General features: G+C 59.0%; 20 protein-coding genes. 14 read left to right on the top strand and 6 right to left on the bottom strand.

What is annotated here, in order from left to right; translation table 11 throughout:
- Positions 1-31: 31 nt before the first annotated feature.
- Entirely contained in the window at positions 32-1543 is a 1512-nt protein-coding gene (locus RX331_RS10780) for a tripartite tricarboxylate transporter permease (RefSeq protein ID WP_317256539.1), read from the top strand.
- A gap of 46 nt (positions 1544-1589) precedes the next feature.
- Here RX331_RS10780 and RX331_RS10785 read toward each other — a convergent pair whose 3' ends face one another.
- From RX331_RS10785 to RX331_RS10800, 4 genes are all read right to left on the bottom strand, one after another.
- Positions 1590-2774, bottom strand: coding sequence for a radical SAM protein (locus tag RX331_RS10785; RefSeq protein WP_317256540.1), 1185 nt, complete (start codon positions 2772-2774; stop codon positions 1590-1592).
- Between the two features lie 463 nt (positions 2775-3237).
- Positions 3238-3897: a hypothetical protein gene (locus RX331_RS10790; RefSeq protein WP_317256541.1), complete on the bottom strand. Its 660-nt coding sequence runs from the start codon at positions 3895-3897 to the stop codon at positions 3238-3240.
- A 16-nt stretch (positions 3898-3913) separates the two neighbouring features.
- A complete protein-coding gene (locus RX331_RS10795; protein WP_317256542.1) occupies positions 3914-4390 on the bottom strand; it encodes a type II 3-dehydroquinate dehydratase in 477 nt (158 codons plus the stop codon).
- 54 nt (positions 4391-4444) lie between these two features.
- Complete coding sequence (locus tag RX331_RS10800; protein WP_317256543.1) at positions 4445-4720, bottom strand: hypothetical protein; 276 nt, start codon at positions 4718-4720, stop codon at positions 4445-4447.
- A 176-nt stretch (positions 4721-4896) separates the two neighbouring features.
- Between RX331_RS10800 and RX331_RS10805 the strand changes: the two genes are divergently transcribed.
- Positions 4897-5739: a leishmanolysin-related zinc metalloendopeptidase gene (locus tag RX331_RS10805; RefSeq protein WP_317256544.1), complete on the top strand. Its 843-nt coding sequence runs from the start codon at positions 4897-4899 to the stop codon at positions 5737-5739.
- A gap of 128 nt (positions 5740-5867) precedes the next feature.
- Complete coding sequence (locus RX331_RS10810; protein WP_317256545.1) at positions 5868-6158, top strand: hypothetical protein; 291 nt, start codon at positions 5868-5870, stop codon at positions 6156-6158.
- A gap of 38 nt (positions 6159-6196) precedes the next feature.
- Here the strand turns inward: RX331_RS10810 and RX331_RS10815 are convergent, their stop codons facing one another.
- A complete protein-coding gene (locus RX331_RS10815; protein ID WP_317256546.1) occupies positions 6197-7390 on the bottom strand; it encodes a CoA transferase in 1194 nt (397 codons plus the stop codon).
- A gap of 112 nt (positions 7391-7502) precedes the next feature.
- Positions 7503-7856, bottom strand: a complete 354-nt coding sequence (locus tag RX331_RS10820; RefSeq protein WP_317256547.1) for a hypothetical protein — start codon at positions 7854-7856, stop codon at positions 7503-7505.
- 138 nt (positions 7857-7994) lie between these two features.
- Between RX331_RS10820 and RX331_RS10825 the strand changes: the two genes are divergently transcribed.
- The 11 genes from RX331_RS10825 (at position 7995) to RX331_RS10875 (ending at position 23060) form a co-directional block, all read left to right on the top strand.
- Entirely contained in the window at positions 7995-11819 is a 3825-nt protein-coding gene (locus RX331_RS10825) for a M10 family metallopeptidase C-terminal domain-containing protein (RefSeq protein WP_317256548.1), read from the top strand.
- Between the two features lie 212 nt (positions 11820-12031).
- Positions 12032-13861 carry an asparagine synthase (glutamine-hydrolyzing) gene (gene asnB / locus RX331_RS10830; protein ID WP_317256549.1) on the top strand — a complete coding sequence of 610 codons (1830 nt, stop codon included), beginning with the start codon at positions 12032-12034 and terminating at the stop codon, positions 13859-13861.
- Complete coding sequence (locus RX331_RS10835) at positions 13858-14961, top strand: glycosyltransferase (RefSeq protein ID WP_317256550.1); 1104 nt, start codon at positions 13858-13860, stop codon at positions 14959-14961. The genes asnB and RX331_RS10835 overlap by 4 nt, the downstream gene beginning before the upstream one ends.
- Complete coding sequence (locus RX331_RS10840; protein ID WP_317256551.1) at positions 14958-16181, top strand: glycosyltransferase family 4 protein; 1224 nt, start codon at positions 14958-14960, stop codon at positions 16179-16181. Before RX331_RS10835 ends, RX331_RS10840 begins: the two co-directional genes overlap by 4 nt.
- Before the next feature lie 130 nt (positions 16182-16311).
- The gene (locus RX331_RS10845) at positions 16312-16953 is read left to right on the top strand and encodes a winged helix-turn-helix transcriptional regulator (protein WP_317256552.1); all 642 of its coding nucleotides are present in this window, start codon (positions 16312-16314) and stop codon (positions 16951-16953) included.
- Complete coding sequence (locus tag RX331_RS10850; RefSeq protein ID WP_317256553.1) at positions 16953-17468, top strand: transcriptional activator RfaH; 516 nt, start codon at positions 16953-16955, stop codon at positions 17466-17468. Before RX331_RS10845 ends, RX331_RS10850 begins: the two co-directional genes overlap by 1 nt.
- Before the next feature lie 114 nt (positions 17469-17582).
- Positions 17583-18521, top strand: coding sequence for a Gfo/Idh/MocA family oxidoreductase (locus RX331_RS10855; protein WP_317256554.1), 939 nt, complete (start codon positions 17583-17585; stop codon positions 18519-18521).
- Positions 18518-19111 carry an acyltransferase gene (locus RX331_RS10860; protein ID WP_317256555.1) on the top strand — a complete coding sequence of 198 codons (594 nt, stop codon included), beginning with the start codon at positions 18518-18520 and terminating at the stop codon, positions 19109-19111. The genes RX331_RS10855 and RX331_RS10860 overlap by 4 nt, the downstream gene beginning before the upstream one ends.
- 124 nt (positions 19112-19235) lie before the next feature.
- On the top strand, positions 19236-20015 hold the full coding sequence (locus RX331_RS10865; RefSeq protein ID WP_317256556.1) for an ABC transporter permease: 780 nt from the start codon (positions 19236-19238) through the stop codon (positions 20013-20015).
- A gap of 1 nt (position 20016) precedes the next feature.
- A complete protein-coding gene (locus RX331_RS10870) occupies positions 20017-21534 on the top strand; it encodes a polysaccharide ABC transporter ATP-binding protein (RefSeq protein ID WP_317256557.1) in 1518 nt (505 codons plus the stop codon).
- Positions 21535-21779: 245 nt separating this feature from the next.
- A complete protein-coding gene (locus RX331_RS10875) occupies positions 21780-23060 on the top strand; it encodes a hypothetical protein (RefSeq protein ID WP_317256558.1) in 1281 nt (426 codons plus the stop codon).
- Positions 23061-23374 lie beyond the last annotated feature (314 nt).

The following is a 23374-nucleotide window of genomic DNA, read 5'->3' on the forward strand; positions in this document are numbered from 1 at the left end:
CTCGCAATGACGAACTATTTGGGAACAAGTGATGGAAGCGATCAGCCTGTTGATGCACGGTTTTGCCGTGCTGCTGACCTGGAAGACGCTGCTGTTGATGATGACCGGGCTGGTGCTCGGCATCTTTGTCGGCGTGCTGCCCGGCCTCGGCGGCCCCAACGGGGTCGCGATCCTGCTGCCGCTGACCTTCACGATGGATCCGACCTCGGCGATCGTGATGCTGTCCTGCATCTACTGGGGCGCGCTGTTCGGCGGCGCCATCACCTCGATCCTGTTCAATATCCCCGGGGAAGCCTGGTCGGTCGCGACCACGTTCGACGGCTATCCGATGGCGCAACAGGGCAAGGCGGCCGAAGCGCTGACCGCGGCCTTCACCTCGTCGTTCATCGGCTCGCTGGTCGCGGTGATGCTGATCACCTTCCTGGCGCCGATGATCTCCTCCTTTGCGCTGAAGTTCGGACCGCCGGAATTCTTCGCGGTCTATCTGCTCACTTTTTGCTCGTTCGTCGGGCTCGGCCGCGAGGCCAAGCACAAGACGGTGATTTCGATGTCGCTCGGCCTTCTGCTCGCCGGCATCGGCATGGACACGGTCTCGGGCCAGCTCCGCATGACGTTTGGTTCTTCGGAGCTGCTGCGCGGCGTCAACTTCCTGGTTGCGGTGATCGGCCTGTTCGGCATCAGCGAGATCCTTTTGACCATGGAGGAGCGCCTGGCGCTGCGCGGCCACGCCGCCGGCATCTCGCTGCGCGTGGTGCTGTCGGTCTGGAAGGACCTGCCGAAATACTGGGTGACCTTGGTGCGCTCCTCCTTCATCGGCTGCTGGCTCGGCATCACCCCGGGCGGGGCGATCGCCGCCTCCTTCATGGGCTATAACCTCGCCAAGCGCTTTTCCAAGGACCACGACAGCTTTGGCAAGGGCCGCATCGAGGGCGTGTTCGCGCCGGAAACGGCGGCGCATGCGTCGGGCACCTCCGCGCTGCTGCCGATGCTGGCGCTCGGCATTCCCGGCTCCGGCACCGCCGCGATCCTGCTCGGCGGCCTGATGGTGTGGGGCCTCAATCCCGGGCCGCTGCTGTTCGTCGAGCACAAGGATTTCGTCTGGGGCCTGATCGCCTCGATGTATCTCGGCAACGTCGTCGGGCTCGTGCTGGTGCTGACCACGGTGCCGATCTTCGCCTCCATCCTGCGGGTGCCGTTCGCGGCGGTAGCGCCGATGATCGTGGTGTCCTGTGCGATCGGCGCCTATGCGATCCAGAATGCGATGTTCGACATCTGGCTGATGCTGGGCTTTGGCATCGTCGGCTATGTCTTCAAGAAGATCGGCATTCCGCTGGCGCCGTTCACGCTGGCGCTGGTGCTCGGCAACCGTGCCGAGGATGCGTTCCGTCTGTCGATGATCGGCGCCGGCGGCGATCTGAAGGTGTTCTGGTCGAACGGCCTGGTCGGTTCGATCACGACGCTGGCGATCGTGCTGCTGTTCTGGCCGGTGATCGACTGGGCGTTCAGCATCATTACGCGGATGTGGCAGCCGGCGAAGGCGTAGCGCTACCCTGTTGTTGCGGGCCGATGGGCTGCGCGGAGGTTGCGCGCTAGTCAGGTCCGGCGTGGGCCTCGACGAGGTTGATGCGTTCTCCGCCCGGCTTGCTGACGTAAAGTTGGCGTTCCAATACGGACTGCATGTTTTCGAACATTGCGTAGAGATCGCCGCAGTAGACCGATGGGTTGTCGTAACCATTTTTCTTTGAGAAACGATGCGGGAGGTAGCCTCCGCCGCAAGCGTTCATGAACTTGCACTGCCGGCATGTCTCGCAAAGATCGATTGAGGCATCACGGGCGGCTTTCCAGCGCGGCTCGTTCCTGACGTCATCGATCGAATGATCGAAGATGTTGAATTTTGTCTGCGTAAATCCGTCACCTGCGATCCGCAACACATCGTGGGCCTCAACGGTACCATCGGTCATGACCGTACACAGTTCGACGGGCTTGTGGCCTACGCCCTCGGTGGGCGAATTGTTGCCGAGCAGGGCAGTGATCATGTCGGAAATGATCCGGACATTGATTGTTGGCGCATTGCGATTGGCCGCCAGCCACAGGTCGAACAGACCATTGTAGAACGAGGCGATAGATGCCGGCTTCTCATCCACGGTCGCATCGGGAATCATGATGTCGTAGCTTGAAATCCCGCACCCAGCGAAGAAGTCGACGTATTCCTGTGGCGGGTAGGCGGGATTACAGACGGCCAGTGCCATCACGCCAACATCGCGCGATAGCAGCATGCGGGCGGCGCGTTCCACGGCGGCATGGGTGCCCGTGCCTTGAAACGTGTGGCGGTGAAGGTCGTGAACATGCGCCGGACCATCGAGGCTGATTGCAACCGAGATGTTGCGCATCTCGAAGCAGTCCAGCCACTCATCATCGATGAGCACGCCGTTTGTTGTGACCGCGATGGGTATTTCGCAGCCAGTTCGTGATGAGATGCCTTCACAGGCTTTGGCAAAACGGTGGAAATTTTCAACGCCCCAGAGCAGGGGCTCGCCGCCGTGCAGAACGATCGGAAAATCGACAAGAGAGTATTTGATCACGTGCTGCTCGATGCGCTGCAGTAATTGATCCAGCACGCGGCTGCTCATCAGCTTCGGCTTATCGTAGACGGTCGCGTCGCGAAACCAGTAGCAGTAGGAGCAGTCAATGTTGCATCGCGTCGCTACCTTTATCAGCAACTGGGTGATGGGTTGGTCTTGAAAGACGACCGCATCTGAGTAGTCAGCCGACATGTCGGCACCGAAATGGGCTGGATGAAGCAATTACCAATCTTCGACTGGTCTAATATCCTCGAACAAATGCGCCTCTGCGGAACGCACCCGCACCGGGAGCATATCCGCCCCTGCGAAAGGCGCCTGCGCGCGCCCCTTTGGCAAATGCGCCTCGCCTGAAGGCCACCTCGGTTGCAATAGGATCGCTACCCTGGCCACGCAGGTCACTCAGTAGCGCGTCGATGCCTTGATGGTCGCTTTGTATCGTTGCACCTGGCCCGTGCAGTTGCAGGAGGCTCGCCAAGACCTTCAGCGTCGTTATCGCCATGGTTATGCTCCACAATTCGCGATACAGCAAAGCAATCGAACGAAGGGCCGGTGTCCAACCGGCGGAGCAGCGCAATCACGTAATTAGTATGCGCTTATTGTAGCGAAAATGTGGGGGCTGGGGCAACCATTAGCAGCAAGTTCCGTCGTGCGCGCTTCAGCCCGGCAGAAGCCGTTTCGGCAGGCTGAAGGCGAAACGGTAAAGCGATAGACTGTCGATGGCGCCGTGATCCTCGGCTGGAAGCGTCTTGCGCAAGTGATGGAGCGCGTCGCGGACGGCTGCTTCGTCCAAACCCTCGACCAGCAATAGTCCGGCAAATGAACTGTCGTTGGCCCTCATGCCCTTCTCGCGGGTCTTGATTGAGGTTTGCGCGAGGTCGGTGAGCAGGAGACGCGCAGCAATGATGCGGTCGAGGCGAGCCAGTTCGGCGACAAGTTCGGCGGCGTCCCATGATGGTGCGGCATCGAGGCGCAAGGGCGCGACGATGCCACCCTGGCCTGTGCCCGCAGAAGCCGCAACGCGGCCGCCGCCGCGCGCGAAATTGCCGAGCCGGGGCATGATGCGCTGCGACCACGGCGTCGGCGCGTTCAGCCGCGCCAGATAGTCGGCGCCGCCGACGACGCGTTCATCCTCGAGTTCGTAAAGGATGAAGTAGCGGTTTGCCGAAGCGCCGAGCGCACGGAATATGCGGCAGGCCAGAAATCCGTTGATGCCGACACGCTCGGCGGCATGTTCGCGCGTGATCCAGTGCGCCCAGTCGGTTTCATCCTGCGGGGCGAGGTCGCTCCAGATCGCGAGGTAGCCGGCTCCCTGCATGTCAGCCTCCATCCCTTCATTTCGGGCCGACGCGCACCGCCGGCGGCAGCGCGGTGGGCAACTGGCCGGCGGCCTGCAGCGCCGCCTGCATGGCGACGATGTAGCCATAGGGGCCGAGGCCGGCGATGACGCCCTTCACCGCGGCCGAAAGCTTGGAGTGGCGGTGCAACTCGTCGCGGGCGTGGATGTTGGAGATGTGCACTTCGTAGATCGGGCCTTCAAAAATCTTCATGGCGTCGAACATCGCAATCGAGGTGAAAGAGTAGGCGGCGGGGTTGATGATGAGCGCGTCCGCCGAGGTGCGCGCCGACTGGATCAGGTCGACCAGCACGCCTTCATGGTTAGATTGGTGGAAGGCCAGCTCCGCGCCGGCAAACGCGGCAAATTCTTCGCAGGACGCCTTGATGGCATCGAGCGTGGTCGAGCCGTAGATGTGCGGCTCGCGGATGCCGAGCATGTTCAGGTTTGGGCCGTTGAGGATCATGATGCGCATGGAATGCCTTTCACGGGATGATGACAGGGCAGTGTAGCCGATCACGGCAACATGTCAGCCGTTGAACCATTTGGTCGGCACGGTGACGAGCGACGGATCGGGTCGATGCCGGCCTGCTGAAGCGCGACGCCAAGCCGCGGCCGAAGCGATCCGCGCCCGTGTGAGCAATTGCGTCGAGCACGCGCTCGCGACGACGGTGCTGAAATAGTCGGCACGACGGATCCGTGCCAAGCGCGGACCGGCGGCAAACTTTCTGCCGACACCTGCGGCGCTGGACGACGGATCACAATTTCGGCAGTGCGCCTTGCACGTCGCTTCGAAAAAGAACATGCAACGCTTTGCAGAACCTGAGGTCTTCGATCCTGGGATGCTGTCGTGCGCCGAAAACCGAGTAAGCCTTGCTGACGCGTGTCTCGCTTGCGAGCCAATTGGATTGGCGTCACGATACAAGTCTAGGTGGAATGCATTTCGATACTGAAATTCAATTTTCAAAATGGAGTTTCGTCATGGCCATGCAACGTTATCGCGCCCAGAAGGGCGCTGAGATTTCACACGCCGTCGCTGCTCCCCCCGGCTATACAATCGAGGTGGTCTTCCTCGGTGGATTGACGAACAATCAGATGGCGGCTTTCAAGCTCGCGGCAAAGCGGTGGACCAACGCGATTGTCGGCGATTTGCCCGATGTCATCATCGACGGCCAAAGGATCAACAACCTTCGCATTACCGCGCAGGGAAGCGACATTGATGGGCCGGGGCAAATTCTCGGCCAGGCGGGGCCCACGTTCCTGCGTCCAGGAAATGCTGGGGCCGCCGCGTTTCTGCCCGCGACAGGCGAAATGCAATTCGACAGTGCCGACCTCGCCAATATGGAAGCCGATGGCACCTTGAACGATGTCATCACCCATGAGATGGGGCATGTGATCGGCATAGGAACGGTCTGGACCAAAAAGCATTTGTTGAAGGGCGCCGCCACCAGCAATCCGACGTTCCAGGGCGCCAATGCGATGCGTGAGTACGGCACTCTGCGCGGCTCGAGCCCGTCGCCTGTTCCGGTGGAAAATACCGGTGGGTCAGGCACCAGGAACTCGCACTGGCGCGACGCGGTTTTCAGGGCCGAATTGATGACCGGCTTCGTCAACGTGGGAGGCAACCCCATGAGCCGGGTGACGATCGCCAGTTTGCAGGATATGGGATATCAAGTGAACATGGCGGCTGCCCAGCCTTACGAGTTGCCTAACCATCTGCTCATGGCCGAAGATGGCGTACTTGCCGAACACGCGGCCATGGACAGAGGCATCGTGCTTCCACGGATTCCCATGACGTTGCCCGAGGACAGCCTTGGACACTAGAGCATGATCCGGAAAAGTGTGAAGCGGTTTTCCGAAAAGATCATGCTCAAACAAAGACCCAAAGCGCGATGACGACTCATCCAAACCTCATCGCGCTTTAGATGCTCGAGCGCGGGAGTGGTCGGCAAATGGACGGGATGAAGCGACCTAAGGCGGTTGTGCTTCCGGACTCGGCGTTGATTCCATCGAGCTGTCAGCTATCTCCCGCGCCCAATCAGTTCACGCACGAGCTTATGCGATCGCAGCCATTCTATGCCTCGCAAGGCGCTTCCGGCGGCCCGCCGGCGGGGCAATTCGATGCGGGCGCCAAGGTCGTGCTGCTCTATTGCGACGGAACGGATTTTTGTCGCGTGCTCGACGGAGCCGGACGCTACGTCGAAACACGCCTTGACGGCTTGCGCAAACTGCAAATGCGTTAACGACGCGACAACGTCAGGTGCGGTAAAGCAGGGGCTGCTTACACCACCTTGCGCTGGCGTAGCTCCGCGATCTCGTCTTTGCCGAACCCGAACTCGGCCAGAACCTCCTCGGTCTGCTCGCCGAACTCGGGCGGCCGCGCGGCCATCCTGCTCGGCGTGCGTGACAGCGTCACCGGCTGTCCGACGAGCTGGATGTGGCGGTTCTCGTCGTTCGGCACGTGCTGGGCAATGGCGAGGTGCCTGACCTGGGCGTCCTCGAACATCTGGTCGATGGAGTAGATCGGGCCGCAGGGCACGCCGGCCGCGTTCAGCTCCTTGACCCAGGTTTCCGTCGATTTCTTCTCGGTGAGTCTGTTGATCACCGCGTTGAGCGCGTCGCGGTTCTTCGATCGGGCGGGCGCGGTGGCGTAGTCGGGGTTGGTGACGAGCTCAGGTGCGCCGATCGCCTGCGCGCAGCGTTCCCAGATCCGGCCGCCCGTGGTGGCGATGTTGATATAGCCGTCGGAGGTCTTGAACACGCCTGTTGGAATCGAGGTCGGATGGTTGTTGCCGGCCTGCTTGGCGACGTCCTTTTCCATCAGCCAGCGCGCGGCCTGGAAATCCAGCATGAAGATCTGGGCCTGCAGCAGCGAGGTCTGCACCCACTGGCCCTCGCCGGAGACGTCGCGCTCCAGCAGCGCGGTGAGGATGCCGAGGGCGCAGAACAGCCCGGCGGTGAGGTCGGCGACGGGAATGCCGACCCGCATCGGACCCTCGCCGGGCGCTCCGGTGATCGACATCAGCCCGCCCATGCCTTGAGCGATCTGATCGAAGCCCGGCCGCTTGTGATAGGGGCCGTCCTGGCCGAAGCCGGAGATGCTGCCATAGACGATGCGCGGGTTGATCTGGCGCAGGCTGTCATAATCGATGCCGAGCTTGGCCTTCACGTCGGGGCGAAAATTTTCGACCACGACGTCGGCCTGCTCGGCCAGCCGCTTGAACACCGCCAGGCCCTTCGGGTCCTTCAGGTTCAGCGTCATGGCCCGCTTGTTGCGGTGCAAATTCTGGAAGTCCGAACCCTGGCGCGGGCCGCCCGGCTGCTCGCCGCCGCCATCCTCGAGCAGCGCGTCGATCTTGATGACGTTGGCCCCCCAGTCCGCCAGCTGCCGGACGCAGGTGGGGCCGGAGCGAACACGGGTGAGATCGAGCACGGTGAAGCGGGAAAGGGCCTGCGAAGCGCGCGGGAAGGGCATCAAAAAGTCTCCAGCCGGCAATTGGTCGGGGTCAAACTATCGGCGAAATGCATGAGCTTGTCATGCCATCATCGCGGATGGTGTCCGTGCCGGGATGCATGGCATGTTGCGGCTAGCGCGATAGCGACCGCAAATCGGCTCGCGCTTTCGCCGCGAGAGGGTCATCGGGGTGCCTGGCGATGAAGAGCTCCAGCGCCTGAACCGTGTTCTGTCGCCGCGCAAGTTGATATTCTTCTTCCACCGCCAGCCTGGGATCGCGTGCGGGCGGCATGGTATCGGCGGGTGCCGTGTCAGGCTTTGCATCCGATGCGATGGCTTTGGCCATGGACAAATGACCCTTCTGAAGCAACCGATCCGGCTCCGGCAGGACGACTGCCACGATCGGTAAAGAGATCGTAAACGCTAAAGAAATCGTAAACGCTTTTGGCGTAGCGTTCATGCGGAACACGGGCATCGTTGAACCCACGCTGTTCTCTGGCAGTTCCGGTCACCGGAACTCCGCCCAAAACAATTTTAGCATAGCATTGTAACTTGATCGAAACCTGAATTGCCTGGAAATGAAGCGTCAGACGAATCAGGTAACGAGGATCCCCCGGAGATAGACTTGGCCACGGCTGTAGGGGTTACCCAAACCAACAACGCGGAAATTGATGGTCTGCTGGGCGGCACGAAATGGTCCGGCACGATCTCCTATAGTTTTCCAGATTCCCCGAGCGATTACCCGGCCAACTATTACGGCAACGGCGAGCCGACGACCTCAGGTTTTGCGTCGGCACCGGCTGCGATGCAGCAAGCCATCATTTACGCGATTTCGCTGATCGCCGGCTACACCAATGCCAGCTTTCAGTTCGCAGGAACGAACGGCGCGGATATCGCGATCGCCCAGTCGCCAGCCGCCAATCCGACTTCCTACGCCTATTACCCCGCTAATGTGCCGGCTGGTGGCGATGTCTGGTTCGGGACCCAATACAACTACTCCCTTGCCGCGCTAGGAAATTACTATTTCGGCACGGCACTGCATGAGCTCGGCCACGCGCTGGGCCTCAAGCACAGCCAGGAAACCGGTGGCGTCGCCAATGTTGCGGTGCCGGCCGCGCACGACAATTCCGAATATACCGTCATGAGCTATCGCAGCTATGCCGGCGCGCCGCTCACCGGATATACGGCCGAATCCTACGGTTTCTCGCAAACCTACATGGCCAACGATATCCTGGCCCTGCAGACGCTTTACGGCGCGAACTACGCGACCCATAGCGAGAACACCGTCTACTCCTGGAGCCCGACGACCGGGCAAATGTTCATCAATGGCGTTGCCCAACTCGCGCCGGGCAATGGTGCCGGCGGCTCGGCGAACCGCGTATTCGAAACGATCTGGGACGGTAACGGCGTCGATACCTATGACCTGTCGAACTACACGACGGCCGTAACGATCAATCTCAATCCCGGTGCATCCTCGATCACCTCGAGCACGCAGCTCGCCTATCTCGGAAACGGCCACTATGCGGCCGGGAATATCTACAACGCCTATTTGTTCAATGGCGATGTGCGATCCTATATCGAAAATGCCATCGGTGGTTCGGGAAATGACACCATCATTGGCAACGCGATCGCCAATACGCTGAATGGCGGTGGCGGCAGCGATACGCTGAACGGCGGCGACGGAAACGACAGGCTGATCGGCGGCCCGGGCATCGACAACCTGACCGGCGGCTCGGGCGCCGACACGTTCGTCTTTGCCTCGGGCGAGACTTCGGCCGCAAGCGGCCAGCATGACCGCATCACGGATTTCGTGTCAGGCCTGGACCATATCGATCTCAGAGGCATCGACGCGATCAGCGGGACGGGAGCCTATGACCTGTTCAACTTCATCGGCGCTTCAGCCTTCAATGGCTCCGCCGGACAGCTCAACTACTTCTATAACAGCGCGCTCGGCGTCACGACGCTTCAGGGCGACACCAATGGCGACGGGATCGCAGATTTTGCGATCGACATTACGGGCAATTTAACTATCAGTCGGTCCGACCTTATCGGTATCGCTAATATCCCTGTGATTGTTGAAGGGTTCGGCGCGACTAATCTGATCCAGTTCGGCAGCAACTACTATTTCGACGCCACTGGCACCTCTACACTTGGTTCCGGACCCCAGTTCAAGTACAACGGCGCGCCGGTATATGTCGGTGAGTTTGGCTCCTGGGCGCCGATCGGCGTGGAGCAAACGGCCAGTGGATACCTGGTGGCCTGGAAGGTCACGGGGGCCGATCTTTACAATATCTGGAACATCGACAGCAGCGGCAATTTCGTATCGAACTATCTCGGCAACCTCACGGGCGTGAGCCCAGCCCTTCAATCTTTCGAGCCGAGCTTCCATCAGGACCTCAACGGCAATGGCGTAATCGACGTATCCTCCACCACCATTGAATCGGCTGGATCAACGAGCCTGGTGCAGGCGGGCGGCAACTATTTCTTTAATCCAGTTGGGGGTGGGTCAGGACCCCAGTTCAAGTACAACGGCGCGCCAGTATATGTCGGTGAGTTTGGTTCCTGGGCGCCGATCGGCGTGGAGCAAACGGCCAACGGATACTTGTTGGCCTGGAAGGTCACGGGGGCCGATCTATACAATATCTGGAACATCGACAGCAGCGGCAATTTCGTGTCGAACAATTTCGGCAATCTCACGGGCGCGAGCCCAGCCCTTCAATCGGGCGAGCCGAGCTTCCATCAGGACCTCAACGGCGATGGCGTCATCGGTGTAGTTCCCAGCACCATTGAATCGGTTGGATTAACGAGCCTGGTGCAGGCTGGCGGCAGCTATTTCTTTAATCCGGTTGGAGGTGGTTCCGGACCCCAGTTCAAGTACAACGGCGCGCCGGTATATGTCGGTGAGTTTGGCTCCTGGGCGCCGATCGGCGTGGAGCAAACGGCCAGTGGATACCTGGTGGCCTGGAAGGTCACGGGGGCCGATCTTTACAATATCTGGAACATCGACAGCAGCGGCAATTTCGTATCGAACTATCTCGGCAACCTTACGGGCGCGAGCCCAGCCCTTCAATCTTTCGAGCTGAGCTTCCATCAGGACCTCAACGGCAATGGCATAATCGACGTATCCTCCACCACCATTGAATCGGCTGGATCAACGAGCCTGGTGCAGGCGGGCGGCAACTATTTCTTTAATCCAGTCGGGGGTGGGTCAGGACCCCAGTTCAAGTACAACGGCGCGCCAGTATATGTCGGTGAGTTTGGTTCCTGGGCGCCGATCGGCGTGGAGCAAACGGCCAACGGATACTTGGTGGCCTGGAAGGTCACGGGGGCCGATCTATATAATATCTGGAACATCGACAGCAGCGGCAATTTCGTGTCGAACAATTTCGGCAATCTCACGGGCGCGAGCCCAGCCCTTCAATCGGGCGAGCCGAGCTTCCATCAGGACCTCAACGGCGATGGCGTCATCGGTGTAGTTCCCAGCACCATTGAATCGGTTGGATTAACGAGCCTGGTGCAGGCTGGCGGCAGCTATTTCTTTAATCCGGTTGGAGGTGGTTCCGGACCCCAGTTCAAGTACAACGGCGCGCCGGTATATGTCGGTGAGTTTGGCTCCTGGGCGCCGATGGGCGTGGAGCAAACGGCCAGTGGATACCTGGTGGCCTGGAAGGTCACGGGGGCCGATCTTTACAATATCTGGAACATCGACAGCAGCGGCAATTTCGTATCGAACTATCTCGGCAACCTCACGGGCGTGAGCCCAGCCCTTCAATCTTTCGAGCCGAGCTTCCATCAGGACCTCAACGGCAATGGCGTAATCGACGTATCCTCCACCACCATTGAATCGGCTGGATCAACGAGCCTGGTGCAGGCGGGCGGCAACTATTTCTTTAATCCAGTTGGGGGTGGGTCAGGACCCCAGTTCAAGTACAACGGCGCGCCAGTATATGTCGGTGAGTTTGGTTCCTGGGCGCCGATCGGCGTGGAGCAAACGGCCAACGGATACTTGTTGGCCTGGAAGGTCACGGGGGCCGATCTATACAATATCTGGAACATCGACAGCAGCGGCAATTTCGTGTCGAACAATTTCGGCAATCTCACGGGCGCGAGCCCAGCCCTTCAATCGGGCGAGCCGAGCTTCCATCAGGACCTCAACGGCGATGGCGTCATCGGGCAAGTCGCAAACCAACCGTTGGCATCGGCTGTCAATTCACAAGACACGACAAATGCCATGTTGACGGATGCGTTTTGGTTGAAGCAGGAGCCGGTACCCCTAGGGACCGTTGTCACCAATTCTATTGACGTTGGCACGCACACTGAGATTGGCAACCAGCTTGCTGTTCTCCCGATGGAATTGCTGAACGCGCTCCAGGATCACGCCTCTGAACAATCCTCCATAATAAACCCTTACTGGGCTCACTTGGAGACGAGCTACGTCTTCAATTACTAGCTAAATCGGAAAAGCTTGAGATCCGGTTGATAGCCGCGCGAACGGGCCTATCGACAAGCGAGAAACCGCGCGTCCTCTGAGCGCAGGGGTGCGGTCTGGCTGCGAGGTTGACGTTCATCTTATGAACAGGCTAGAGATGCGGATGAGCACCGGATCGAGTTCGGCGCGACTTGAGGGCGCTTTATCGTGGAAGCCGCTATTAATCAACCTAGATGGGCAGTGAACTCGTGTGCGGCATATTCGGCCTTCTTACAAAGAACGGGCCTGTTGATGCTGATCAAGTCGATCGATTGACGGATCTGGTCGCCCACCGTGGGCCGGATGGGCGCGGAGTGAGAGTCAATGGGAACGTCGGGTTGGGGCATCGGCGGCTGGCGATCATCGACCTGACCGATGACGGCGCACAGCCAATGTGCGATAGGCACCTCCCGATCTGGATCACATATAACGGCGAAATCTACAACTATCTCGAGCTCCGCGCAGAGCTTGAGGCACTTGGACATGTTTTTCATACAGCTTCTGATACCGAGGTGTTGTTGGCGGCCTACGTCCGTTGGGGCGAGAAGTGCCTCGATCGCTTTAACGGCATGTGGTCGTTTGCGATTCATGACGAACGCGACAACACGCTATTCTGTGCTCGCGACCGCTTTGGGGTAAAGCCATTCTACTACGTCAATACGGCAACTCAGTTCGCCTTCGGCTCGGAAATTCGCCAGCTTCTTCCCTTGATCGGACGCCCTTTTGCGGATGACGACCTGATCAGGGATTTTCTTGTCTGTGGTCTGACCGACCACACCAATCGGACTTTCTTCAGAAGCGTCGAAAAACTGCCGCCCGGACATCGGATGCGTGTCGATGTTTCGACAGGTCGGGTCGAGGTGCAGCGCTACTACTCCCTCGCTCCTCGTTCGTCCACGGCTGATGAGGCGGATACGGCGCGATTGCTGCGAGACCTCCTTGACGACGCTACCAGGTTACGGCTCCGGTCCGACGTTCGTGTCGGAACCTGTCTGTCGGGCGGACTGGACAGTTCGAGCATTGCGACGCTTGCAGCGAGGCATTACGCGCTAGGCTCAAACGAGCGCTTCTTTGCCATAACTGCCGTAAGTGAGCAGGCGAGCAACAATGAGGAGGTGTACGCGGCTGAGGTGGCAGCAAGATCAGAATTGAACTGGCTGCGCACCAAGCCGTCCTATCAAGACTTTGCATCGACCACGGAAACATTATTGGAAGTCCAGGAAGAGCCGTTCGCGGGTCCCTCGATCATGATGCAGTATGAGGTGATGAAGACCGCGCGGTCACATGGCGTGATCGTGCTGCTTGACGGTCAGGGGGGCGATGAAACGCTGCTGGGGTACCATCGCTACTATGCAGCCTGGCTGCTCGACCATTTTCGGCGCGCGAGCGTGCGCGGATTTCTTTCTGCCTTCAGCGATGCGGTGAGGGCAGGGATTTCGCCGCGGCGATTGCTGATGTATTTTTTTGGAGCAGGCTCGTCGACGCTGCGCGAGGCCTTCTACCGCTGGCGGTACACGTTCCTACGGAATCCGGATTTGCCGGAATCGCTTCGTCGATTTGCAAGAAAGACGAGGGATGCGCAGCAGATGCAGATCTTGGAAATTACCGAAACCAATTTGCCGATGCTGTTGCGTTTCGAGGACAAGAACTCGATGCGATTTGGCATCGAAACGCGATTGCCATTTCTGGACTACCGCTTTGTCGAATTTGCCTTGAGTCTGCCAACGCGCATAAAGTTAAACAAGGGCTGGGCCAAGTGGCCGCTCCGTGCAGCCATGCAGGATCTGCTGCCGGGCAGCATCAGTTGGCGGAGGGACAAGATCGGATTCGCTGCGCCGGACCAACTCTGGCTCAATCAGCATTCGCCCGCGATGTATGAAAAGGTGAGCAACAGCGCGCTGCTTGCCCGCTACGTCGACCTGGCTGCAGTCAGGAAGAAATTCTATCGGCTCGATCTCGGAATGCGTTGGCGGCTGTATTGTGTGGCGCTTTGGGGCGAGCGCTTCGGGATCGAAGCCCCATGAAGATCTGCATGCTGTCGAGTGTCCACTCAGCCAATGACATTCGAATTTTCGAAAAGGAGGCGCGGAGTCTTTCGGAATCCGGTCACGCCGTGACCGTGGTGGCGCGGCCGCCATGCCCCGGCGAGCGGGGCCGCATCGATTTCAAACCGATTGAGCTGCCGGCAGTCGCGCGTTGGAAGCGGCCGTGGGTCATGGGGGTGGCAGCGACGACGCTTGCGCGCGCGACCGAGGCTGACGTCGTGCAAATTCACGACCCCGAATTGATACCTTTCGCGCTGTGGCTCAAGAGAGGAGGCTGCAAGGTGATCTACGACGTCCATGAGGACGTGCCTGCGGACATTTACTCGAAGAAATGGATTCCCCGGTGGATGCAGCCGATTGTGGCGGCCGGCATGGAATTGGTGGAGCGGAGTACCGCGCGCCGTTTTGACGCAATCGTCGCTGCGACGCCAGCCATTGCGAAGCGCTTTCGTGATTTCGGTGCGGCGGTGACTTTAGTCCGAAACAGTGTGCGGCTTGAGGAATTCATCGAGCCGACCAGTTCGACTTCACGAAAGAGGCAGGCGGTCTATATCGGGCACGCGAGTTTCAACCGGGGGCTCGTCGAAATGGTTGAAGCATGCCAGGCCGCCCGACTGCCGCTCGTTCTTGCCGGAAGTATCGGCGCGACGGAATCCGAATGGCTAACACGATCATCTGCTGAGTTCGTCCACCGCGGAAAACTGGGCCGAACCGAAATCGCGGCGTTGCTCAATGAAAGCCTGATCGGGCTCTGCTTGTTTCAGCCTGAGCCGAATCACCTTTACGCAATGCCAACCAAGATCTTCGAGTATATGGCTGCGGGAGTGCCGGTCATTACCAGTGACTTGCCGAGATCGAAGGAGATAGTCGAAGCGGCCGGCTGTGGATTTTCAGTGTCTCTCGAGGACAAGAGGCGACTGGCGGAACGGCTGTCTTCGCTGGCAGACGCACCCAAACGGGCAATCGAGTTGGGGCTGGCGGGCCGAGCGGCCGTCGCCAAGGAGTACAATTGGCAACACGATGCGGCGGAGCTTAACAAGCTCTACCAGGAACTCTCTCCGCTCGGGGCGGTGGCATGAACATCTGGCTGTTGCACCCGTTCGCCGGGGGGCCGGGTTTGGGGCGTCACTGGCGGCCCTTCTGGCTTGCACACGCCTGGGAAAGCATGGGGCACCGAGTGCTGGTGGTCAGCGCCGGCTTTCACCATCTGCACAGGGATCCGCGGCCTCCGGGTCCGCAGCGGATCAACGAGGTCGATTTCTGGTTTCTTGATACGCCTCGCTACGGCAACGGCAGTCTAGGCAGGCTCCGGAACAACCTGAGCTTCGGGCGGCTTTTTCGCTCGGCTTCGGTTGAAATCGCCAAGAAGTTTGGTGCGCCGGATCTCATAATCGCTTCTAGCCCGCACCTGTTCTTCATCTCCGCGGCGCATCAGACTGCGCGACGATTCGATGCCAAATTCTGGGTTGAGATCCGCGATCTCTGGCCGGAGAGCATCGTAGCACTCGGGATGACCCCGGCATGGCATCCACTGGTGAAGGTGCTCGGCTGGAAGGAGCGGTCGGCCTATCGTGCGGCGGACCGGGTTGTCTGCCTGTTGGCCGGCGCGGAGGCCCATATGCGGGCGCGCGGCTTGCCGGCCGGCAAGTTCACATGGATTCCCAACGGAGTGTCCGACGGCGAAATCCAGAGCGCTCTGCAGATCGAAAGCCTCAGTCATCCGCTTATTGATCGTATCAATCTGATAAGGCTGCAAGGCAGGCGAGTTATCCTATACGCCGGCGGCATGGGTCCTCCCAATGCGATAGAAGTCATTCTGGACGCCGCGGCTGCGCTGAGTAGCACCAATCCCGACATCTATTTCGTCCTGATCGGCTCAGGCATCTCACGCGCCGAGCTGGAGCAGCGAGCAGCAGCGCTTGCGAACGTGGAATTCCTGGATGAGGTCGATCGATCGATCGTGCACGGCATGCTCAATGCATCCGATTGCGCAGTCGTATCCTTCCACAAGAATGCGCTCTATCACCATGGCATCAGCCCCAACAAACTGTTCGATTATTGTCTCTTCGCACGGCGCAGCGTCATTGCCTGCGAGGACAAGGCGCTTGCCGGCCTCGAGGATCTCGTAACCTCACGATGCGAGCCCAATGATCCCGCAGCGCTTGCCGGCGCCCTTGTGGCGGCGCTGGGCAGTCCGGAGCGGCCGCCGGGGGATCGGATCGCCATCGCAGAACGGTATAGCTATTCGAGCCTCGCGGCGCGTTATCTGGCCTCGGTGGACGATCGCTCTGTAGTGTGACAGTCGCGCAACACTAGGTCCGAAAAATTCTTTCTAGATCAATGGGCTGCGATGTTCATGAAGTGAACGTTTCTGCTTGACGTTCATTGTGTGAACGCGTTAGAAGCCCGTCCCAGCAGGGATGGGCGAAATGGCAGCCACTCTACCGACGGATGAAAAAGATAGCGACCGGCTTGTGCTCGGTCTGCTCACTTCCGTTGAGGCGGATGGCGCCCGATCGCAGCGGCGGATCGCCGCCGAGCTCGGCGTCGCGCTCGGTCTGGTTAATGCTTACCTCAAGCGCGCTATCAAGAAGGGCTTCGTTAAGGTTGGGCAGGCGCCGGCTAGGCGATATGCCTATTATCTGACGCCCCGGGGCTTCTCCGAGAAATCGCGACTGACCGTTCAGTTCCTGTCGTCCTCATTCTCGCTGTTTCGCAAGGCGAAGGAGGAGTACGCAGGGATCCTTGAGCGTGCAGAGGCGCTCGGCTTCAGGCGGATCGTACTCGCCGGACAATCGGACCTTTGTGAAATCGCGATCCTGAGTGCGGTCGACGGGCCGGTTTCGATAGTCGCAATCGTCGACCCCGACGCGACGGCGACCCGCTTCATCGGGATCAATGTCGTCTCCTCCTATGCGCTGGTCGACGAGCCGTTCGATGCGATCGTCGTTACCCACCTGACGGCGGCGCGGAAGGTGTTCGACGATGCGGTCATCAATTTCGGACCAGAGCGAGTGCTCGCGCCGGATCTGCTGGGCTTGCGTCCTCGGCTGCAGCAGGGAGTCGCATGATGGCAATGGAGCTAGGTTTGCGCTGGTACGTCGTCCAGACACAGGTCAATGCGGAAGCGAAAGCGGCGGCCAACCTCGGACGGCAGGGATTCTCCGTCTACCTTCCCCAGTATCTGAAGCGTCGTAGCCATGCCCGGAAGGTGGAGACGGTGGCGCGTCCGTTGTTTCCACGCTATCTCTTTGTCGCGATCGATCTCGCGGCTCAGCGATGGCGGTCCATTCAGTCGACTCTCGGTGTTTCGCATCTCGTATGTGTCGGAGACCAGCCGGCTCAGGTCGCCGACGGCATCGTCGATGCCTTGAAGGCGCGCGAAGACGAAGTAGGCTTCATCAGGCTTACCCGTCGACTCGCCTTCTCTCCGGGGGACAAGGTGCGGATCGTCGAGGGCGCGTTCGTTGACAATCTGGCGCTCGTGGAAGATGTAAGCGATCGCGACCGGGTTGCAGTGCTTCTAAATTTGTTGGGTCGCAAGGTGCGCGTGTTTGTCGGGGCAAACCTGATCGCCGCAGCGTGAGTTTGTCTGCCGGCAGGCAGGCGGCATGAATGTAGAGCTCTTGGGTGTGACGATCGATTCACCCCGAGTGCGGTAGCTTGCCTGAAGCAAGCGCGAACGTCGAAAAGGGATGGCATGACGACCTACGCGTTGATCGGCGCTGCCGGCTACATCGCGCCGCGCCATATGCGGGCCATGGCCGATACTGGCGGCAGGCTGGCGGTGGCCTATGACCCCAATGATTCCGTGGGCATCATGGACAGCCATTTTCCTGATGCGGAATTCTTCACCGAGTTTGAGCTGTTCGAGCGCCATGTCGACGAACTGCGGCGAGGCGGGAGGAAGGTCGACTACATGACCATCTGCTCGCCGAACTATCTTCACGATGCGCATTGCCGGTTTGCGCTTCGCTCGGGCGTCGATGCGATCTGCGAAAAGCCGCTGGTGCTCAATCCCGGCGACATCGATGATCTGGCGGCGATCGAGCGCGACACCGGCCAGCGCATCTCCACCATTTTGCAATTGCGTCTGCACCCCGCAATCATCGCACTGCGGGATCGCTTCGCCAGCGCGCGCAAGCGTCACAAGGTCGAGCTCACCTACATTACGTCGCGGGGGCGTTGGTATCACGCCTCCTGGAAGGGGGCGGAACCGAAGTCAGGCGGCGTGGCCACCAACATCGGTGTGCACTTCTTCGATATGCTGAGCTTCGTGTTCGGACCAGCCAGCCGCAGCGAGGCGCATCTGCGCGAGGCGGAGAGGGCGGCGGGCTCGCTAGAGTGCGAGCGCGCGGATGTAAGCTGGTTCCTCTCACTCGACCGCAACGATCTGCCGGACAGCGTTAAGGGCAAGAAGACGACATATCGCTCCATTACCGTCGATGGCGAGGAAGTAGAATTCTCCGAGGGGTTCACGGATTTGCACACAAGGAGCTACGAAGAGATCGTCGCGGGCCGCGGTTTCGGTCTGGACGAAGTTCGCCCGTCGATCGATATCGTTTCCACGTTCCGCACGGCGCCGATCATCAGAAGCAATGGCGTTCACGCCTTTACCCTGAAGGCGATGCATAGATGAGTGAGATGCGTGAGGATACGCGTTTTCCGGGCGTACTGATACATCAGTCGAGCTACGTTGACGACGGTGCCGTGGTTGGGCGCGGCACCAAGATCTGGCACTTCTGCCACATTCTGCCACGCACGGTTATTGGCGAGAACTGCTCGATCGGCCAGAACGTGATGATCGGTCCTAATGTGAAAATCGGGAACGGCTGCAAGATCCAGAACAATGTCTCCATTTATGACGGCGTCGAGCTCGCCGATGACGTGTTTTGCGGTCCGAGTTGCGTCTTCACCAACGTGAACAATCCGCGCGCCGACGTTCCGCGCAAGGAAGAATTTCGCAAGACGCCGATTGGCCGGGGCTCAAGCATCGGCGCAAACGCGACGATCGTCTGCGGACATTCGCTCGGGGAATATTGTTTCATTGGTGCCGGCGCGGTTATCACGAAGGATGTCGCGGCATTTGCGTTGATGGCGGGAAATCCCGCACGCAGGATCGGCTGGATGAGCCGGGCCGGTGAGCGGCTTGGGACGGACCTCGTATGCAAGCGCTCCGGCGAACGATATCGCGAAACGGCTTGGGGTCATTTGTCGCTGGACGAATGATTGACTGCGCTCTGCCGGGGCCCAACTGTCTAGCTTAGACTACATCGGCCGGGATGGCTTGCATTTGCTTCGGCAGGGTAGCGACGATCAAGGGCTACAAACACAAGTACGTAAGGCAGCATGAATGTCCTGGTTGAAGCTATATGGCCCCCGACTCTTCAATGCCGTGAAGCACGATATCCAGCAAAGATATGCGGGATCCGTCCTCGGCAGTTTTTGGGCGATCCTGTACCCGCTCTTCATGGTATCTTTTTATGCTACGGTCTATGTCGTCATTTTCCGGATCAGGGTACCCAGCCTTTCGCCGGAGGTTTATACCGTCCTGGTGATGAGCGGCTTGTCGGCCGTTCTTATGTTCTCCGAGAGTATATCGGCCGGACTTGGTGCGATCGTTAACCAACGCTCCCTTTTGTTGAATACGGTCTTTCCTGCAGAGCTACTTCCGCCCAGGTCCGTTCTGGCGAGTCAGGTGCCATCGTTGGTGGCGCTTATGTTTGCCAGCATAGCCGCTGTTTTCCTCCGTTCCGCGTCGCCAGTAGCAATCTTGGTCGTGCCCATGACCTGGATACTTCTCATCATGTTCTTGATAGGATTGGTTTGGATATTCTCACTGATAGCCCTTGTTCTCCGTGACATTCAGCAGGGCGTCAATATCATCAACATGTCCATGATGGTTCTGAGCCCGATGGCGTATACGCCCGATATGGTGCCTAGCGCTCTCAAGTTCATCATTTGGCTCAACCCAATTAGCTATTTCATTCTTTGCCTGCAGGCGCCTCTCGCACTTGGTAGCTGGCCTTCGCCGGCCGCAATGATTGGCGCCATTTGCCTCGGCATTGGTACTTTCCTTGTTGGACTGACTTTCTTTCGACGCGCGCGTTTCGCTTTTGTGGACTATGCCTGACATGGGTGTGAACGAACGACCAGCTATTGTCTTTGAGGCCGTCACCAAGCGCTATCGTCTTGGCGGTGGGACGCGCGAGAAGCTGCTTGACGCCTTTGGTCTTTCTCGTTTTGTCTCCGAGAAGAAAGCGCCGCAGGATTTTCTAGCGCTCGATGACGTTTCGTTCCAGCTTGACCGCGGGCGACGTATGGGCCTCATCGGACGAAATGGAGCAGGCAAGACAACGCTGCTGAAGCTTATCTCCGGTAACTTCCGGCCCTCATCAGGACACGTGGAGGTGAATGGCTCAGTCCAAGCGCTCATGACAATGGGCCAGGGCTTTCACCCCGACTATACTGGCCGGGAAAACATTGAGGCGTCGCTGCATTACAATGGTCTGTCCAGTCACGAGGTGGATGAAGCCTTTGAAGACGTGGTCGAGTTCTGCGAGCTCGGGCCATTCTTGGACCAGCCTTTCAAGACGTATTCCAGTGGAATGCAATCGCGACTGATGTTCGCGACGGCAACCGCGATCCGCCCCGACATTCTGATCATTGATGAAGTGCTAGGCGCAGGCGATGCCTATTTCCTCGCAAAGTCCAAGCATCGCGTCGATAGGATCGTAGAAAACGGCTGTACGTTGCTACTTGTCTCTCATTCCATGCAGCAGGTGCTGGAGCTTTGCGACGAGGCCATCTGGCTCGACGGCGGGCGCATCAATCTTGCCGGCGAAGCTTTCAATGTCGTCAAAGCCTATGAAGAAGGGCTCTATGGCGCGATGCCCGGCAGCGGTGATCCGTTGGCAACACGCAGGCGTGCGGGCTTGCAGACCGCGCCGGTATCGCAGCCGAAGAAATCCGTGGCTGACGCGGCGCCGCTGGCGACCGGCGTGAGCGTGGCATCCGATAAGCGCGAAGAGTTGCAAGTCGAGTCTGGTTCTTCTCGGGTAAGAAGAATTCAGATCCCAAGATTTTTGCCGCACGAAAAGGACGTGAACATCCCAACAATTCCCGATGAAGATGGGCGCACTTTCCACAATACGACACGCGATGGAGTTTCGCGCTGGAAGGGAGTCAAAGGTACCAAGATTGTCGGTTTCGGTATCAGCGGTCCGACTGGCTTGACGGACCGGCTTATTTCGCTTCAGCCAGCCCAATTGACCGTCTTTCTCGAGTCTGAGACCGAGGGCCACGTCGCATACACCTACGGGGTCGCGATCTATGACCTTCACGGGCGTCCGATGTGCCGGTTCTTCAGTCCGCCCGATTGCTTTGAAGCGCAGGTTGGCGCCGGACGTCGTGTCAATCTTGTGCTTAACCCGAATCAGCTCGGTCCGGGCGTTTACGTGATCAGCATATCGATCCATGGGGCAACAACGATCGAGGGCGCCAACGCTGCCCCACGTTACGATCTTCTCAACCGCAGCTTTGAGATCACGGTCGAGCTCCCAAACAGCCTAGCCGCAGCAGGCGCCGAATTTTTCCATTCCTGCGAGTGGAACTTTGAGATCGCTGCGTTGCCGAGTTCATCCGTAGATTAGGATGGTTGCGCATTCGGAAGTGCGTGACTGATAGCGGCGTGGACACTTGTTATCCCGCACCGTGTTGCGGCGTACTTTAGGCAGGCAACGGGATGCATCTCAATAAAAATCGGCCAAGGTACGATCTATAGTTTTATCTCGACCAACGCTGTGAGAGATTCTGGGCATTGGGACAAAAGCTAGTGAGACTGATTCCTATCCCTGACGAGCGTGGCGCGCTATCGAGAGCAGGACCGAGCAGCGCAATGCGGAGTTTGGACGTGCCGCCCGCACGGGCGTCCAATAGTTCTGCCGTTTCACGCTTGCGGCTGCTGTTGCTGTGTGATTTTCCGAAAAGGACCGCCTCAACGATTACCGATCACATCCTCGCCTTAAGGGAATTCTCGCAACATTCGATCACCGTCTTCAATTCAAAAGGGGAGGGGGTGAGTCGCCTTGAACTGGGTCGATTCGACGGAATTATCATTCATTACTCGCTTGTTGTCTGCATGGACTCGTATGTCGGGCCGAAGGCTCGTGCTGCTATTCGTGCGTTTCCGGGTCTGAAGATCGCGTTCGTCCAGGATGACTATCGTTGGATTGATCAGACGGTCGACGCGCTGCGGGATCTGGGTATCCACGTTCTGTTTGGGTTAGTGCCTTCCGACATCATTGATCAAGTGTACTCGCCGGAAAAATTGCCAGGCGTGATTCGTGAAACGGTCCTAGCCGGCTACGTTCCTTACGAGTTGACCAAGCTCAAAGTGCGTCCTTTCAAGGAGCGCGTTCTCGATGTCGGCTATAGAGCACGAAAACTGCCGGCGTGGCTTGGCAGCTTTGCCCAGGAAAAGTGGTTGATTGCCGAGCGGTTTCAAGAAAGCGCTGGCCGATACGGACTGCGCTGCGATCTATCGACGCGCGAGGAGGACCGGATCTATGGCGGGGATTGGGTCAAATTTCTGTCGGACTGCAAAGCGGTGCTCGGGACCGAAAGCGGCTCAAGCGTCTGCGACTTCACGGGAGAGATCCAGCGGAAAGTCGAAAGCCATTTGGCGGCGCATCCGAATGTGAGTTTCGAAACGCTTCGCGAACTGTATTTCAATGATGAAGACGGCCGCATCGTCCTCTCCGTGATCTCGCCGCGCTGTTTCGAAGCTGCGGCGCTGCGAACCCTAATGATTCTTTATGAAGGATCCTATTCTGGTCGGCTCCAAGCCTGGCGACACTATGTCCCGCTCAAGAAGGACCACTCCAACATGGCGGAGGTGGTGGAGGTTCTGCGCGATGAAGCGCGGGCGCAAGCCATCATTGACACAGCATTTCGCGAGGTCGCGCTCAATCCTGATAACAGCTTTACCGCCATGGTGTGCCAGGTCGACCGCGCCATCAACCAAGCCTTCCGGCCAGAGATGGCAAGGAAGAGGTTACCTTACTCGGAAGGGGAACTCGACGCGCTCTTGCGCAAGGAGCGGCGACGCCAGTTCACGCGAAAGCTGTATGTGTATGCTCGGCGATGTCTACAGCTGGCCGCGATCCGGATCAAATAGGCCAAGCCCTTTATCTTCGGCAGGCGCTTAGGGTATCTTGTTCAAGTTGTAACTCTTCGCGGGTTGTCGAGGAACGGCGGCTGGTGTATGCAACTCTCAGGTGAGGCGTGCGCAATCGTTGTTCCTTCCGTAAGGCCAGATCACATGGGTATCTGACCCCGGCAACGTATGCCTGAAGCTTGTATATGGTGGGCCGGGTCGTGAACCGGCCGCCGAGTTCCGGGCGTAGAAACTTGAGCGCCCCTGGGTACGGCAAGCCCGCCTGGAGCTGACCTCTACTCCGGACAAAGTGCTAGTTCAGCAAATAAAATCTA

This window comes from Bradyrhizobium sp. BWA-3-5 (assembly GCF_032917985.1).
Classification (GTDB): Bacteria; Pseudomonadota; Alphaproteobacteria; order Rhizobiales; family Xanthobacteraceae; genus Bradyrhizobium.